Source organism: Marivita hallyeonensis (genome assembly GCF_900129875.1).
Classification (GTDB): Bacteria; Pseudomonadota; Alphaproteobacteria; order Rhodobacterales; family Rhodobacteraceae; genus Marivita; species Marivita hallyeonensis.
Window position 1 is genome coordinate 266,508 of the sequence record NZ_FQXC01000001.1, and the last position, 13,046, is coordinate 279,553.

Consider the following 13,046-nt stretch of genomic DNA (forward strand, 5'->3'; position numbering starts at 1 on the left):
GGCGTTTTCAGTCGGTCGCCGGGTGATCCTTGATCAGCATCTCGTCGAGATTGTCTTTCTCCGTTTCTTCGTTTTTCCACAATGGCACGCCGGTCGATACCACAGACCGTCCCATCATGTGGGCGCCAATGGGCGCGGTCAAAAGGATGAAGAGGACAATGGCCACCACCCGGATGATGATGTCCGGCGTTCCGAAGACGACGGCACATCCCGCAAGGATCAGTCCGGTGGACAGCGTTCCGATCTTGGTCGAGGCGTGCATGCGGATGAGCACGTCCGGCATACGGACAAGACCCAAAGCCCCGATCAGGGCGAAGACCCCGCCAAGGATGATCAGGCTGCCCGCGATGATTTCACTCATTGTGGGTCTCCTCGCGATTGCGGAAGGTGTTGCGTTCGGCAAAGCGTGCAAGCGCCACGGTTGCAAGGAAACCCACGAGGGCCAGCACAAGCGCCACGTCAAGGAAGGCAGCTGTATTGTAGCGCACGGCGGCAAGGCCACAGAAAGCGACGATCGCCACCGTCATGAAATCAAGCGCGACGACGCGATCCTGCAAGCTCGGCCCTTTGACCATTCGAATAAAGGCCAGACCGACTGACACGACCACGCAGAGGAAGCCGATCTCGAGGCTCAGTTCCAGAAATCCGTCCATTATGCGCCCTCCACAGCGTCGATCACCCAGCGCTCCATTCCGTCTTTCAGGCTTTTGCGCAGGGCGTCGTGATCATCCGCAAACATCGCGTGGATGAGAAGTGTTTTGCGATCTTCGCTGACATCGAGGCTCAGCGTGCCCGGTGTCAGTGAGATCAGATTTGTCACCAGAAGGATGCCCGCGTCGGACTTGACGTCGAGCGGCATCTCGATGATCGCGGGCCGCGCGCGGTGTTTCGGCGTCAGAACATCTGCCGCGACGGCGAGGCTGGAGACAATCAGTTCGTAGTGGAACATCACGATGAGTTTCAGCCACGCATAGACGCGCCGGTGGTATGTGCTTGCACCGATCAGCGGCTGGATGAGCCACAACGCCGCGTATCCAATGACGAACCCGACAATCAGGCTCGACAACGAGACGGTTCCGGTAAAGGCCACCCACGCCACGGCGAGCATGACGTTTAATCCAAACGTGTTCATGGCTGCTCTCCCAATACGGCGGTGATGTAGGGGGTCGGGTCCAGAAGCTGTGCGGCCGAGCGTTCGGCGAATTGCACAAAGGGTTCCGGCATCGTGCCGATGATCACCGTCAGGATCGCGAGGCCTGCAATGGGGATCAGGAACGCGTTGCGTTCGCGGGTGCTGAGCTTGGACAACTTTGGTTCAACCCCGTCCGGGTGTGGCTCCCAGAAGGCCTGCGCCCAGATCTTGGTCATGGAGTAGATGGTCAGCAGACCCACGGCGAGGGCGATGAAGGCGATGAACCACGCTTCGATCTCTAGCGTGGCCTTGACCAGAAGGAACTTGGCCCAAAATCCGGAGAGCGGAGGGAAGCCTGCGAGCGAGAAGGCTGGGATCACGAAAAGCACGGCTAGGAACGGCGCGGACTTGTAGAGACCGCCAATGCGGCTGAGTTCCGTCCCGCCCGCGATGCGTTGGGCAACGCCCGCGATAAGGAACAGGTTCGCTTTCACGACGATATGGTGAACGAGGTAGAACACCGCGCCGACGATGGCGAGCGGGGTCAAGAGCGCAAGGCCGAGTATCATGTAGCCGATCTGGCTCACGATATGGAATGACAGGATCTTGCGCATGTCGGATTGTGCAGCAGCGCCCAGAACGCCGACGACCATCGTGAACCCGGCGACCCAGAGCAGGATCGTGTGGGTGAATGCGGTGTCATGGTCAAAGACCAGGGTGAACATCCGCAGAAGCGCATAGACACCCACTTTGGTCAACAGACCCGCGAAGACGGCGGAAACCGAAAACGCAGGCGTGTGGTAGGATGCGGGCAGCCAGAAGAAGAGCGGGAAGACGGCGGCTTTGACCCCAAAGGCGATCATGAACAGAACGGCCACCACAGTGAGCAATTGCTGATCGGCAGTATCCACCGCGGAAGCAAGGTCGGCCATGTTCAGCGTGCCGGTCATGCCGTAGAGCAGGCCGATGCCCGTCAGGAACATGATCGTCGAGACGAGGTTCAGCGCCACGTATTTGACACCACCATCAATCTGCTCGGGCCGTCCACCAAGGACCAAGAGGCCGAAGGACGCGATCAGCATGACTTCGAACCAGACGTAGAGGTTGAAGAGGTCACCCGTGACAAAAGCCCCGACCACACCGGCAATCAACATGTTGAAGAGCGCGTGATAGCCCAGCCGCTCCATTTTCTCGTCAACATCGGCAAGTGCGTAGATCGATACGGCGACAGCGACGATGGCAGTGATCAGAACCATGACGGCGGACAGAAGGTCTGCCACCAGAGTGATCCCGAACGGAGCTGCCCAGCCGCCCATCTGTCCGGCGATTACACCTTCGCGCAGGACTGTGTTCATCAGGACAATGGACGCAGCCAACAGGATGGCGGAGCCGATAATCGACAGCCACCGTCCAACCGGCATATCGCGGGTCAGGAAGGTCGCAACCGCCGTCAGGAACGGGATTGCGATGGGAAGTGCAAGAAGCCAGCTCACTTATGCGCCTCTTCGGGTTCGGCGAGACGCATCTCGTCGGGTGTCAGGGAATTGAGCGAGGTCCACGCGCGGAAGACGAGGACGATCGCAAAGGCGAAGAGGCCAAAGCCGATGACGATGGCGGTCAGCACCAGAGCCTGCGGCAGCGCGTTGGCCGCGATCTCGGGCGCGTCTGCGCCGACCGGGATGAGCGGCGGCGCGCCATCGGTGAGGCGACCGGCGACAAAGATCGTCAGATTCGCGGCGTTCGAGATCAGGACCAGCCCGAAAATGAAGCGCAACAAGTGGTTCGACAGCATCAGGTAGACCGATGCGGCGACCAGCACGCCGATGGTTATGGCAAAGAGGACCTCCATCAGATTTCCTCCTCCATCGCGAAGACAAGGGTGAGGACGGATCCGAAGACGACCAGATACACCCCGATGTCGAATACCAGTACCGACGACAGGGGCAGGCCCTTGTCATCCTCGGTCTCGCCAATGAAGAGCCATTGCCCCGTGAAGAGCGCATCGCCGAACACAGCCGCGAAAAGCCCGGCAGCGAGCGCAATGAACAGCCCCCATATGGCGATGGTCTGCGGCAGGACGCGCAATGCTTTGCGGGCCTCGCCGACGCTACAGCCGATGGCGTAGAGGACGAACCCGGTGGCCCCTGTCAGCCCGCCGATAAAGCCGCCACCCGGTTCGTTATGACCGCGCAGCATCATGTAGACGGAGAACACCAGCAAGAGGCCCGCAAGGTAGGACGTGCCGGCGCGGAGGATCACGGAATTCATTGCTGATCTCCTTTGCGCGTGGTTCTGAGAAGGGCGTAGGCCGACAGCGCTGCGATCACGACCACGGCAATCTCGCCGAAGGTGTCGAGAGCGCGGAAGTCCACGAGGATCACGTTGACGATGTTGCGCCCGTAGGCCTCGGGCCAGCTTGTGACCTCGAAGTATTCTGTTAGACGCAGGTCAAGCGGCGTGGCGACCACCTCGATCAGCATCAGCGTGATGGATGCGCCAACCGCAACCGACAGGACCGCGTGTTTGAGGTTGAAGGTGGCTTTCGGCAGCGACGGCAGGCGCAGCATGACGACGGCGACAAGCACCACGATCAGTGTTTCGACCAGAAGCTGCGTGATGGCGACGTCCGGCGCGCTGAAGACGATAAAGATCAGTGCGATACCGATGCCGACCACACCCAACGCCGCGATGGCGGCGATGCGGGAACTGGTGAACAGCGTCAGGAGCGCGCCTGCGCAGATCAGGGCCGCGATGGAGGTATGCTTCCACTCCACATCCGAGAAATCCGCGGCAAGCGGCGGCATGCCGGTGTAGGCCAACGTCAGGATGATGCCTGCCGCTATGGTGAAGAAGGTCGCGAACAGGTAGCTCGACAATTTGCCGGTCTGCACCAGACGCGTCTGCCAGGCGGCAAGGGCTTTCAGACCATCCAGGAAGCCGTCCCATTTCAGATCAAGGTTGGGGATCGCATTGAATCCGCGGTCCAGCATCGCGCGGATCTTCACGTGTGCCGCATAGATCGCGAGGCCAAGAACAAAGGTCGCGATGCTGAGGAACAGTGGGATGTTCACGCCTGCCCAGAGCTGCAGTTCCTTCGCTTCTTCGACCTCACCGGTCAGCGACAGGACTGTCGGGTTAACGAGTGCGACCTGCAGGAGGTCGGGGTAGATGCCGAAAAGCGCGCCGAGAATGGCAAGGATGACGGGTCCCGCCAGCATCTGCCACGGCGCCTCTTTCGGTGACTGGCCGGTACCGACCTGACCGCGCCAGAAGGGGCGGAATGCGACGACACCTGCAACTGCCAGCATCAAGGCGTTGGACAGAAGGACCGCGCCAGCCACGAAGATCGGCTCTGACGCCACCGCGATAGCACCGGCGTATTTCAGTTCTTTCCCGATGAAGCCCAGGAATGGCGGGAACCCCGCCATCGACGTGGCGGCAAGGGCGGCAGCAATGGCGGTGATCGGCATCAATCGACCAAGACCGCCCAGTTGATCGGTCTCGCGCGTACCAGTCGATTTGTCGATGCAGCCGACGATGAGAAAGAGCGCGGCCTTGTAGAGCGAGTGCACGATCAGGAAGGTCGCGAAGGCAGTCATCGCATATCCGGACTCCTGCCCGAGAAATAGCGTCAGCGTGCCAAGGGCCATGAGGGTGGTGTAGGCGAGCGCCTGCTTCAGATCGGTTTGCCGCAGGGATAGAAGGCTCGCGAAAACGGCTGTTATGGCTCCGAGGATGGTCAGTGTCCAAAGCCACACATCAGTGCCGGACATCGCCGGGTGCATGCGCGCCATGACATAGACACCGGCCTTCACCATCGTTGCTGAGTGCAGAAACGCGCTGACCGGAGTCGGCGCCGCCATCGCGTTTGGCAGCCAGAAATGGAACGGCACCTGCGCCGACTTGGTAAATGTGCCCGCGAGCAACAGGATCAGGATCGGAAGATACATCGCATGCGCCTTGAGCCCGTCGCCTTGCGCGATGATGCCGGAAATGCTCGTCGTGCCAGAGGCGGCAGCGAGCAGGATCAAACCGGCCAGAAACGCGAGGCCGCCAGCCCCCGTGACAAAGAGCGCTTGCAAGGCGTTCCGGCGGCTTTTTTCGGCCTCATGCGAGAAACCGATCAGCATATAGGAGGTGAGAGTCGTGAGTTCCCAGAAAACGAAGAGCAGGATCAGGTCGTCGGCCAGAACAAGGCCCAGCATCGACACCATGAAGGCCGTGAGGAACAGAGCGAACCGGGCATATTGCGGATGACCGGCGAGGTATGTGTTGGAATAGAGAAGGACCAGCGTGCCGATGCCCGCGATGAGCAGGCAGAAGGTCAGGCTCAGACCGTCAACCAGAAATGCGAATTCGATGCCGAGCGACGGGATCCACGGCACCGACCAGCGAATGGCTTCGAGCGATGCGACGGTCGGCACCAGCGACATGAAGTAGACAAAGAGCGCGCCGGCAAAGAGGATCGGGATCACCCCTGTAATCCCGTTTCCGCGCGCGTCTGTTGCGGCACCATCGGCCATCAGGCGGCCCCTCCTTCCAATGCGACGGGTGATACGAACCCTTTGGCTTTGACGGTGAGCACTGAACAGCTCACGTGGTTCAGAATTGTTTCTGCGGTATTGCCGATGAAGAGGCCCGCCACGCCGGTTCGGGCGAGGGTGCCCATCACAATCGTGTCGATCCCTTCGGCGGCCACATGTTCCGGAATAACGTCTGCTGCCATCCCCTTGATATGGAGCACGCGCATGATGTCGTCGAATTCAGCGAACTCCGCCACAAGCTTTTGCAGGCGCGCCTCGCTGTCGTCTTTCTCTTTTGCCACCATTTGATTGACATCCGCTTCGGGGATTTTGGCCAGACCGTGGCGCATCGTGGCTTCTTCGAGCAGGTTCCAGGCGTTCACCACATCGAGTTTCGCGCCGTCGGCCCGTGCCAGCGATGTGGCGAGTTCCATAACCATTCGGGTCAGTTGAGTGCGGGCGGGGTCTTCGAAATTCGGATCAACCGCCGCAAGGATGCGCTGGGCCCTTGGCTCAGCCGCAGAATTAAGAATCCAGACCGGGCAGGGGCATTTGCGCAGAAGATGCATGTCGGCGCCCGGAAAGAACGGGCCGCGTGCGGCGCGATGCGCGCCCTTGATCAGCAGATCGTGCTTTTCGCGCAGGACCTGCCGGATGATCTCAATAAAGGGCGTACCGATCAGCACGGTCGTCTCGACCGTCACCCCCCGCGCACGCAACGCCTCGGCGCGGTCTTCAAGCTTGGCGCGATGCACGGCGATCACTTGGTCTTCAATGTTTTTCCGTCCGATCCTTGGCAGGGCGGAAAACCCCCGTGACAGGTCGGCCGGACCGCCGCTGTCGATGCAATCGACAAGAGTCACGGTCGCCGCGTTGGCCTTTGCCAACCAGCAGACACGTTCGAACGCCTGTTCATAGGCGCTTTGTTCGTCGGCAACGAACAAAACGTTCCGGAAACGCTTCACTGCGCACACTCCCTCGCTTGCCGGACGACATAGGGTCGCAGTCCTGATTGACCAAATCGAAAATGAGGGTGGTTTTGATAGAGATTTTCTATCAATCTACGCGCATGCCGTCGTTACAGCAATTGCGTTACCTTGTGTCCGTCGCCGATCACCTGCACTTCCGCAGGGCTGCGGAAGCCTGCAACGTCACCCAACCAACCCTCAGCGCGCAGATCAAGGATCTTGAGATGCGGTTGGGCACGTCCCTTGTCGAACGCGGCCGATCGAAAGTCATCATGACCCCGACCGGCAAAGAGATCGTCGAGCGCAGCCGCCGTGTCTTGCGCGAGGTCGAGGAGATCCGTGCCCTCGCGAAATCCCGTCAGGATGTCCTTTCGTCCGTCATCCGCATCGGTGTGGTACAGTCGGTCGGGTCCTATTTCCTTCCGCTGGTGATCCCGGACCTGCATGCGAAGTACCCGAAGCTTGGCCTGTATATCCGTGAAGGTTTGCCGGACGTGTTGTTGCGAAGCCTCGAAGACGGGTCGCTGGACCTGTTGTTTTTCCCATTGCCGGTCGCGAGGGCCGAGCTTGAGGCGCAATCGCTCTTTCGTGAGCCTATACAGGTGGTGATGCCGTCGGATCATCGCCTGTCATCAGAGCCCGAAATCGACCCGGCCATGTTGAAGGGCGAGACCATCCTGTCGCTGGAACCCGGACACAAGCTATACGAACTGGTGCGCAAGATATCCGAGGATTACGGGGTCGAGCTGTCACACGACTACGAAGGGACAAGCCTCGACACGCTGCGCCAGATGGTGGCGACGGGGATGGGGCTGTCCCTCATGCCCACGCTCTACATCAAATCCGAAGTGGCCCATCAGGACCTTGTGGTCGCGCGCCCGTTTCGCGGCGCCCCGCCTTCGCGGACCATCGGGATGGTCTGGCGCAAAGGCACGTCGCGCGAGGATGAATTCCGATTGATGGCGAAGCTGGTTTGCGCGTCCCTCGCCGAGCGTGCGCCGGAGATCATCGTCCTTGGGGACGTATCGAAACGGTCAGTGTAAGGAGGTTGGTGGAGCCTAGGGGGATCGAACCCCTGACCTCTTGCATGCCATGCAAGCGCTCTCCCAGCTGAGCTAAGGCCCCGTTTGTGCGCGATCCATTACGCAATGCAGGGGGCGGGATCAAGCGTGATTCCGCCCCATCGCCAGAATTTAATCGTCGTCGTCGCTTGCCACGTCGGCAATGTCGTCCAACGACACATTGTCATCATCGTCGTCTTCCAGAACATCGTCGTCTTCGAGTTCCACATCGACATCATCATCTTCCAGAACATCCACTTCCGCTTCGTCTTCGGTCTTGGACTTGCTCTGACGGTCTTCGGCATCCGCCGCGATCATGCGGGTTTTGCCGGTGTCGATCTCGACCACCTCACCCGTGTAGGGGCTGATGATCGGGTCGGCATTCAGGTCATAAAACCGCTTGCCGGTGGTTGGGCAAACACGTTTGGTGCCCCATTCTTCTTTGGGCATGGGTCATCCCCTTCAATTGCGTGGTCATATCGACAATCCGCGCCAACTGCCATAACACCGAACCGGTGTCAAAGGCTTTGCGGCCTTCATTTCATTGAGCGGGATATGAGCGCCAGAACTCTTCCGGGCAACCCTGAAATCAGTGTCAAATTGCGGAAAAACCGTCGCGCCCGTCGCATCACGCTGCGGGTGTCCCAATTGGATGGCGTGGTCACGCTGACAGTCCCGCATGGCGTCAGTGAAGGCGAAGCCATGCGCTTTGCGGCGGAAAAGCAGGACTGGATCGAGACTTGCCTGTCGCAACACGAGAAATCTGCTCAAGTCGCACCCGGAATGTCGATTACGGTTGCAGGGCAGCCGGTGGATTTGGTGCGCGGAACGGGAAAACGTCTTCAGGTGGCCGGAGCCACCATCGCAATGCCCGATATCGCCGATCATGGGCGCAAGCAACTTCAGGTTTGGCTGAAAGAACAGGCGCGTGTCGAACTGACCCGGGCGTCTGATCTGTACGCCGCCCGTCTTGGGCGGGCCTATTCGCGGCTGACATTGCGCGACACGCGTTCGCGATGGGGATCTTGTTCGTCGGCCGGGGCGCTCATGTATTCCTGGCGGCTCATTCTCGCGCCGAAGCCGGTCCTCGATTATGTAGCCGCGCACGAGGTGGCGCATCTTGAAGAGATGAACCACTCGCCAGCGTTCTGGGCGATTGTGAACGATCTTTACGGCCCGCATCGAGAGGCCCGCGGCTGGTTGCGATCCCATGGCGCCAGTCTGCATCGCTATCGGTTTGACGGTTGACGGCCGGTATAAATGTGATCACATTTCGGCATGAACGTCACCCAGCGCCAGACTGAACCCAAGTTATCCGCGCATGACCGCGTGTATCGCGGTCTTCGCAACAGGATCATGTTCGGGCAAATGTCGCCCGGAGAGCAATTGACCTTGCGGGGGATCGGACGGGATTACGAGGTGTCCATGACACCCGCGCGCGAAGCGGTTCAGCGTCTCGTGGCGGAAGGGGCGCTGTCCATGTCAGCGTCGGGGCGTGTATCGACACCGGAACTGTCCAATGACCGGATCGAAGAGCTTGCTGCGCTTCGGGCCCTGATTGAGGTCGAACTGGCAAGTCGCGCCTTGCCGCGTGCTCACCTTGCATTGATTGACCGTCTTCAGGCCATCAACGGCACCATCGCAGATGCCGTGTCGAACCGCGATGCGGTTGGCTACATCCGGACCAATCTGGATTTCCACCGGACGCTGTATCTGCGCGCTCAGGCCCCGGCGATGCTGGCGATGGCGGAAACCGTGTGGTTGCAGCTTGGCCCGACTATGCGCGCTCTTTACGGACGGCTGCGCCGTACCGAGGCGCCACAGTTCCATCGCCTCATCATTTCTGCACTGAAGGCCGGGGATGAACCCGGCCTTCGGTTGGCAGTTCGCTCTGACGTTACGCAAGGTCTGCGCTTGCTGACGGGGTAGGCCGGACAAAGCTGTCCGACCTGCTAGCTCAATGCGCCATGAACACCGGCACCTCTGCGGTTTCCAGCATGTTGCGCGTGGCACCGCCGAGAATGGCTTCCCGAAACCGGGAATGCCCATAGGCTCCCATCACGACCAAATCGGCGTTCATATCTGTGACGTGGCGCCGCATCACGTCAGAGACACGGGGCATCGTTTTCGACAGGACGTCGATCTCCACGTTGACGTCGTGACGTGCCAGGAACTGAGACAGAAGCCCGCCGGGATCGGATCGGTTCGGCCCGTGTTTCGGCGGATCGATCACCACGATATGTGTGCTCTTGGCGCTTTTCAGAAGCGGCAATGCGCTGCGCACGGCGCGTAAGGCTTCGGCACTTTCGTTCCAGCCGATGGCGACCTTTTCGGGCAGCTTCAGTTCGGCGCCGGTTTCCGGAACTACGATGACAGGAGCCTGCCCTTCGAAGAGAGCGCCCTCAACGACGGGCTCCAACTCGATCCCGCGGTCTTCGCCGTAGGGTCTGGGCAAGACGGCCAAATCCGAAAACCGGGCGTAAGAGGCCACAAAGCGTGCGATATCAGCGAGTTGGCACACCGCATCCGTGACGCCCCATCGCAAACTGGTCGCCTGCATCTGTTCTTGCGCCGCTTTGGACATGTCCTCGGCTTCGGAACGGGCCTGGTGCAGGGTTTCCTGCAAAACCGCGGCGTTCATACCGGCGTAGTAGTAGCCGGTCTGGGTCCGGTCCACGCCCAGGCACAAAACGTCGAGATGCGCATCCAAGCTTTCGGCCATGCGACAGGCCTGGGCAATCGTGTCGGTGAGATGCGCCTTGTCCGTCACAACTGTCAGCAGTGATTTGAAAGACATATGCGTGCACTTTCCTGATTAATTCGTCTTCCTGAATGTTATCGCCGAGATTCTTTCTGCACTTTGATGCCCGTCAATAAACTGCGCAAAATCTATTGATGCAGATCAAGGATAGGTTTCAGCAACTTCCGCATTAAAGGCCCAGTCTAAAAACCGCCCGCGCGGCACTCGAATCGTGCGGGTAAGACGAAGGGACGAAAAATGTTGAACTACTTTAAGCTGATCGTGCTTGGTCTCATCACGCTGTTTGCGATGATTGCGGCCAGTTACGCGCGCGATTTAGCCTATCAGGTTCACGCCATCATCATCATGGCCGTGTCTGCTGGGCTATTTCTGTGGACGCTGCGGCGCACCGACGAGCCGGTGCCAGCCGCCGTATTGGAAACCAGTTACATGGATGGCGTGATCCGTTACGGCGTGATCGCAACGGCATTCTGGGGGGTGGTCGGGTTCCTCGCGGGGACCTTTATCGCGTTTCAGCTTGCTTTCCCCGTTCTCAATTTCGATTGGGCGCAGGGCTATCTGAACTTCGGGCGTTTGCGTCCCTTGCACACCTCCGCGGTGATTTTCGCGTTCGGCGGCAATGCATTGATCGCGTGTTCCTTCTACATCGTGCAGCGTACGAGCGCCGCGCGGCTTTGGGGCGGCAACCTCGCGTGGTTCGTGTTCTGGGGCTACAACCTGTTCATCGTACTGGCGGCCACCGGCTACATCCTGGGCGGCACACAGTCGAAGGAATACGCCGAACCGGAATGGTATATCGACCTTTGGCTGACCATCGTATGGCTGGCCTATCTGGCGGTTTTCCTTGGCACGATCATCAAGCGTAAAGAGCCGCATATCTACGTGGCGAACTGGTTCCTTCTGTCCTTCATCGTCACTGTGGCCATGCTCCACGTGTTCAACAACCTGAGCATCCCGGTGTCCATCTGGGGGTCCAAGTCGGTTCAGGTGTTTGCCGGCGTACAGGACGCGATGGTGCAATGGTGGTACGGCCACAATGCGGTGGGCTTCTTCCTGACCGCAGGCTTCCTGGGCATGATGTACTACTTCATCCCGAAGCAGGCTGAGCGTCCGGTCTTCAGCTACAAACTGTCGATCATTCACTTCTGGGCGCTGATCTTCCTGTATATCTGGGCTGGTCCGCACCACCTGCACTACACTGCGCTGCCGGATTGGGCATCGACGCTGGGCATGGTGTTCTCGATCATCCTCTGGATGCCGTCCTGGGGTGGTATGATCAACGGTCTGATGACGCTATCAGGCGCATGGGACAAGCTGCGCACAGACCCGGTGATCCGGATGATGGTGATCTCGCTTGGCTTCTACGGCATGTCGACCTTCGAAGGTCCGATGATGTCGATCCGCGCGGTCAACTCCCTGTCGCACTACACCGACTGGACCATTGGTCACGTGCACTCCGGCGCGCTTGGCTGGAACGGCATGATCACCTTCGGGGCTCTGTACTTCCTCGTGCCCAAGCTTTGGAACCGCACGCGGCTCTACAGCCTGAGCATGGTCAGCTGGCACTTCTGGCTCGCCACGATTGGCATCGTGCTCTACGCGGCGTCGATGTGGGTGACCGGCATCATGGAAGGCCTGATGTGGCGTGAAGTTGATGCGAACGGATTCCTCGTGAACTCCTTCGCCGACACCGTAAGCGCGAAATTCCCGATGTACATTGTTCGGGCCTTGGGCGGCATCCTCTACGTCGCTGGCGCCGTGATCATGTGCTATAACCTCTGGATGACTGTACGGCGCAGCCCGGCGAAAGAAGCCGCGGCCAGCCAAGCAGCCGTCGCAGCCGAATAAGGAGGGCTGAGACAATGGCTATTCTTGAAAAGCACAAGATCCTTGAAACCAACGCGACCCTCCTGCTTGTCTGCAGCTTCCTTGTCGTGACGATTGGTGGACTGGTACAGATCGTACCGCTCTTCTACCTTGAGAACACGATCGAGGAAGTGGAAGGGATGCGCCCCTACACACCACTCGAACTCGCCGGTCGGGACGTTTATCTGCGCGAAGGCTGCTACGTGTGCCACAGCCAGATGATCCGTCCGATGCGGGACGAGGTCGAACGCTACGGCCACTACAGCCTTGCGGCGGAGTCGATGTACGACCACCCGTTCCAGTGGGGATCGAAGCGCACCGGACCGGACCTGGCCCGTGTCGGTGGCCGGTACTCCGACGACTGGCATGTCGATCACCTGCGTGATCCGCAGTCTGTTGTGCCGGAGTCGATCATGCCGAAATACGGCTACCTCGAAGCGACCCTTCTCGATGGGGAGCATATCGGAGAGCTGATGGCGACAAACGCCTTTGTGGGCGTTCCCTACACCGACGAGATGATAGAGGCAGCGCAGGCGGACTTCCGAGCGCAAGCTGACCCCGACAGCGATTTCGACGGTCTGTTGGAGCGCTACGGCGAAGCCGTCAACGTGCGGAACTTCGACGGGCAGCCGGGTGTGTCCGAGGCCGATGCGCTGATTGCGTATCTTCAGATGCTGGGCACCTTGGTCGACTTCTCGACCTTCACGCCTGACGCAAGCCGCTAGGAGGGACAGT

The 13,046-nt window shown here is 59.8% G+C and carries 15 protein-coding genes and 1 tRNA gene; 5 read left to right on the top strand and 11 right to left on the bottom strand.

The genetic code is table 11. The annotated features are described in order from the left end of the window. Positions 1-7: 7 nt before the first annotated feature. From mnhG to BUA42_RS01340, 8 genes are read right to left on the bottom strand one after another with little or no spacing between them, the layout of a single operon-like run. Positions 8-361, bottom strand: a complete 354-nt coding sequence (gene mnhG, locus BUA42_RS01305; protein ID WP_072775900.1) for a monovalent cation/H(+) antiporter subunit G — start codon at positions 359-361, stop codon at positions 8-10. Then, the gene (locus BUA42_RS01310) at positions 354-653 is read right to left on the bottom strand and encodes an MrpF/PhaF family protein (RefSeq protein WP_072775901.1); all 300 of its coding nucleotides are present in this window, start codon (positions 651-653) and stop codon (positions 354-356) included. Before BUA42_RS01310 ends, mnhG begins: the two co-directional genes overlap by 8 nt. Then, positions 653-1,132: a Na+/H+ antiporter subunit E gene (locus BUA42_RS01315; protein WP_072775902.1), complete on the bottom strand. Its 480-nt coding sequence runs from the start codon at positions 1,130-1,132 to the stop codon at positions 653-655. The genes BUA42_RS01310 and BUA42_RS01315 overlap by 1 nt, the downstream gene beginning before the upstream one ends. Continuing rightward, a complete protein-coding gene (locus BUA42_RS01320) occupies positions 1,129-2,625 on the bottom strand; it encodes a Na+/H+ antiporter subunit D (RefSeq protein WP_072775903.1) in 1,497 nt (498 codons plus the stop codon). The genes BUA42_RS01315 and BUA42_RS01320 overlap by 4 nt, the downstream gene beginning before the upstream one ends. Then, a complete protein-coding gene (locus BUA42_RS01325) occupies positions 2,622-2,981 on the bottom strand; it encodes a Na+/H+ antiporter subunit C (RefSeq protein ID WP_072775904.1) in 360 nt (119 codons plus the stop codon). The genes BUA42_RS01320 and BUA42_RS01325 overlap by 4 nt, the downstream gene beginning before the upstream one ends. Then, complete coding sequence (locus BUA42_RS01330; RefSeq protein WP_072775905.1) at positions 2,981-3,400, bottom strand: MnhB domain-containing protein; 420 nt, start codon at positions 3,398-3,400, stop codon at positions 2,981-2,983. Before BUA42_RS01330 ends, BUA42_RS01325 begins: the two co-directional genes overlap by 1 nt. Next, on the bottom strand, positions 3,397-5,655 hold the full coding sequence (gene mbhE, locus BUA42_RS01335) for a hydrogen gas-evolving membrane-bound hydrogenase subunit E (protein ID WP_245818921.1): 2,259 nt from the start codon (positions 5,653-5,655) through the stop codon (positions 3,397-3,399). The genes BUA42_RS01330 and mbhE overlap by 4 nt, the downstream gene beginning before the upstream one ends. Next, entirely contained in the window at positions 5,655-6,620 is a 966-nt protein-coding gene (locus tag BUA42_RS01340) for a universal stress protein (RefSeq protein WP_072775906.1), read from the bottom strand. Before BUA42_RS01340 ends, mbhE begins: the two co-directional genes overlap by 1 nt. Before the next feature lie 104 nt (positions 6,621-6,724). Between BUA42_RS01340 and BUA42_RS01345 the strand changes: the two genes are divergently transcribed. Beyond that, on the top strand, positions 6,725-7,666 hold the full coding sequence (locus BUA42_RS01345; RefSeq protein WP_072776678.1) for a hydrogen peroxide-inducible genes activator: 942 nt from the start codon (positions 6,725-6,727) through the stop codon (positions 7,664-7,666). Positions 7,667-7,672: 6 nt separating this feature from the next. Here the strand turns inward: BUA42_RS01345 and BUA42_RS01350 are convergent. Beyond that, a tRNA-Ala gene (locus BUA42_RS01350) sits at positions 7,673-7,748 on the bottom strand. A 68-nt stretch (positions 7,749-7,816) separates the two neighbouring features. After that, complete coding sequence (locus tag BUA42_RS01355; protein WP_072775907.1) at positions 7,817-8,134, bottom strand: TIGR02300 family protein; 318 nt, start codon at positions 8,132-8,134, stop codon at positions 7,817-7,819. Positions 8,135-8,239: 105 nt separating this feature from the next. Between BUA42_RS01355 and BUA42_RS01360 the strand changes: the two genes are divergently transcribed. Next, positions 8,240-8,932: a M48 family metallopeptidase gene (locus tag BUA42_RS01360; protein WP_072775908.1), complete on the top strand. Its 693-nt coding sequence runs from the start codon at positions 8,240-8,242 to the stop codon at positions 8,930-8,932. Between the two features lie 30 nt (positions 8,933-8,962). Continuing rightward, positions 8,963-9,613 (top strand): GntR family transcriptional regulator, encoded by a 651-nt coding sequence (locus tag BUA42_RS01365; protein ID WP_072775909.1) that lies wholly within the window; start codon positions 8,963-8,965, stop codon positions 9,611-9,613. 28 nt (positions 9,614-9,641) lie between these two features. Here BUA42_RS01365 and BUA42_RS01370 read toward each other — a convergent pair whose 3' ends face one another. Next, the gene (locus tag BUA42_RS01370; protein ID WP_072775910.1) at positions 9,642-10,481 is read right to left on the bottom strand and encodes a universal stress protein; all 840 of its coding nucleotides are present in this window, start codon (positions 10,479-10,481) and stop codon (positions 9,642-9,644) included. A gap of 201 nt (positions 10,482-10,682) precedes the next feature. Between BUA42_RS01370 and ccoN the strand changes: the two genes are divergently transcribed. Next, positions 10,683-12,293 (top strand): cytochrome-c oxidase, cbb3-type subunit I, encoded by a 1,611-nt coding sequence (ccoN, locus tag BUA42_RS01375; protein WP_072775911.1) that lies wholly within the window; start codon positions 10,683-10,685, stop codon positions 12,291-12,293. Between the two features lie 14 nt (positions 12,294-12,307). Next, positions 12,308-13,036 (top strand): cytochrome-c oxidase, cbb3-type subunit II, encoded by a 729-nt coding sequence (gene ccoO, locus BUA42_RS01380; RefSeq protein WP_072775912.1) that lies wholly within the window; start codon positions 12,308-12,310, stop codon positions 13,034-13,036. Positions 13,037-13,046 lie beyond the last annotated feature (10 nt).

Bases quoted from the DNA above. Each gene is read 5' to 3' on its own strand.
- BUA42_RS01365 (WP_072775909.1), top strand. From the start codon at position 8,963: ATGAACGTCACCCAGCGCCAGACTGAACCCAAGTTATCCGCGCATGAC.
- BUA42_RS01360 (WP_072775908.1), top strand. From the start codon at position 8,240: ATGAGCGCCAGAACTCTTCCGGGCAACCCTGAAATCAGTGTCAAATTG.
- mnhG (WP_072775900.1), bottom strand. From the start codon at position 361: ATGAGTGAAATCATCGCGGGCAGCCTGATCATCCTTGGCGGGGTCTTC.
- ccoN (WP_072775911.1), top strand. From the start codon at position 10,683: ATGTTGAACTACTTTAAGCTGATCGTGCTTGGTCTCATCACGCTGTTT.
- BUA42_RS01310 (WP_072775901.1), bottom strand. From the start codon at position 653: ATGGACGGATTTCTGGAACTGAGCCTCGAGATCGGCTTCCTCTGCGTG.
- BUA42_RS01355 (WP_072775907.1), bottom strand. From the start codon at position 8,134: ATGCCCAAAGAAGAATGGGGCACCAAACGTGTTTGCCCAACCACCGGC.
- BUA42_RS01325 (WP_072775904.1), bottom strand. From the start codon at position 2,981: ATGGAGGTCCTCTTTGCCATAACCATCGGCGTGCTGGTCGCCGCATCG.
- BUA42_RS01330 (WP_072775905.1), bottom strand. From the start codon at position 3,400: ATGAATTCCGTGATCCTCCGCGCCGGCACGTCCTACCTTGCGGGCCTC.
- BUA42_RS01345 (WP_072776678.1), top strand. From the start codon at position 6,725: ATGCCGTCGTTACAGCAATTGCGTTACCTTGTGTCCGTCGCCGATCAC.
- BUA42_RS01315 (WP_072775902.1), bottom strand. From the start codon at position 1,132: ATGAACACGTTTGGATTAAACGTCATGCTCGCCGTGGCGTGGGTGGCC.
- ccoO (WP_072775912.1), top strand. From the start codon at position 12,308: ATGGCTATTCTTGAAAAGCACAAGATCCTTGAAACCAACGCGACCCTC.
- mbhE (WP_245818921.1), bottom strand. From the start codon at position 5,655: ATGGCCGATGGTGCCGCAACAGACGCGCGCGGAAACGGGATTACAGGG.
- BUA42_RS01370 (WP_072775910.1), bottom strand. From the start codon at position 10,481: ATGTCTTTCAAATCACTGCTGACAGTTGTGACGGACAAGGCGCATCTC.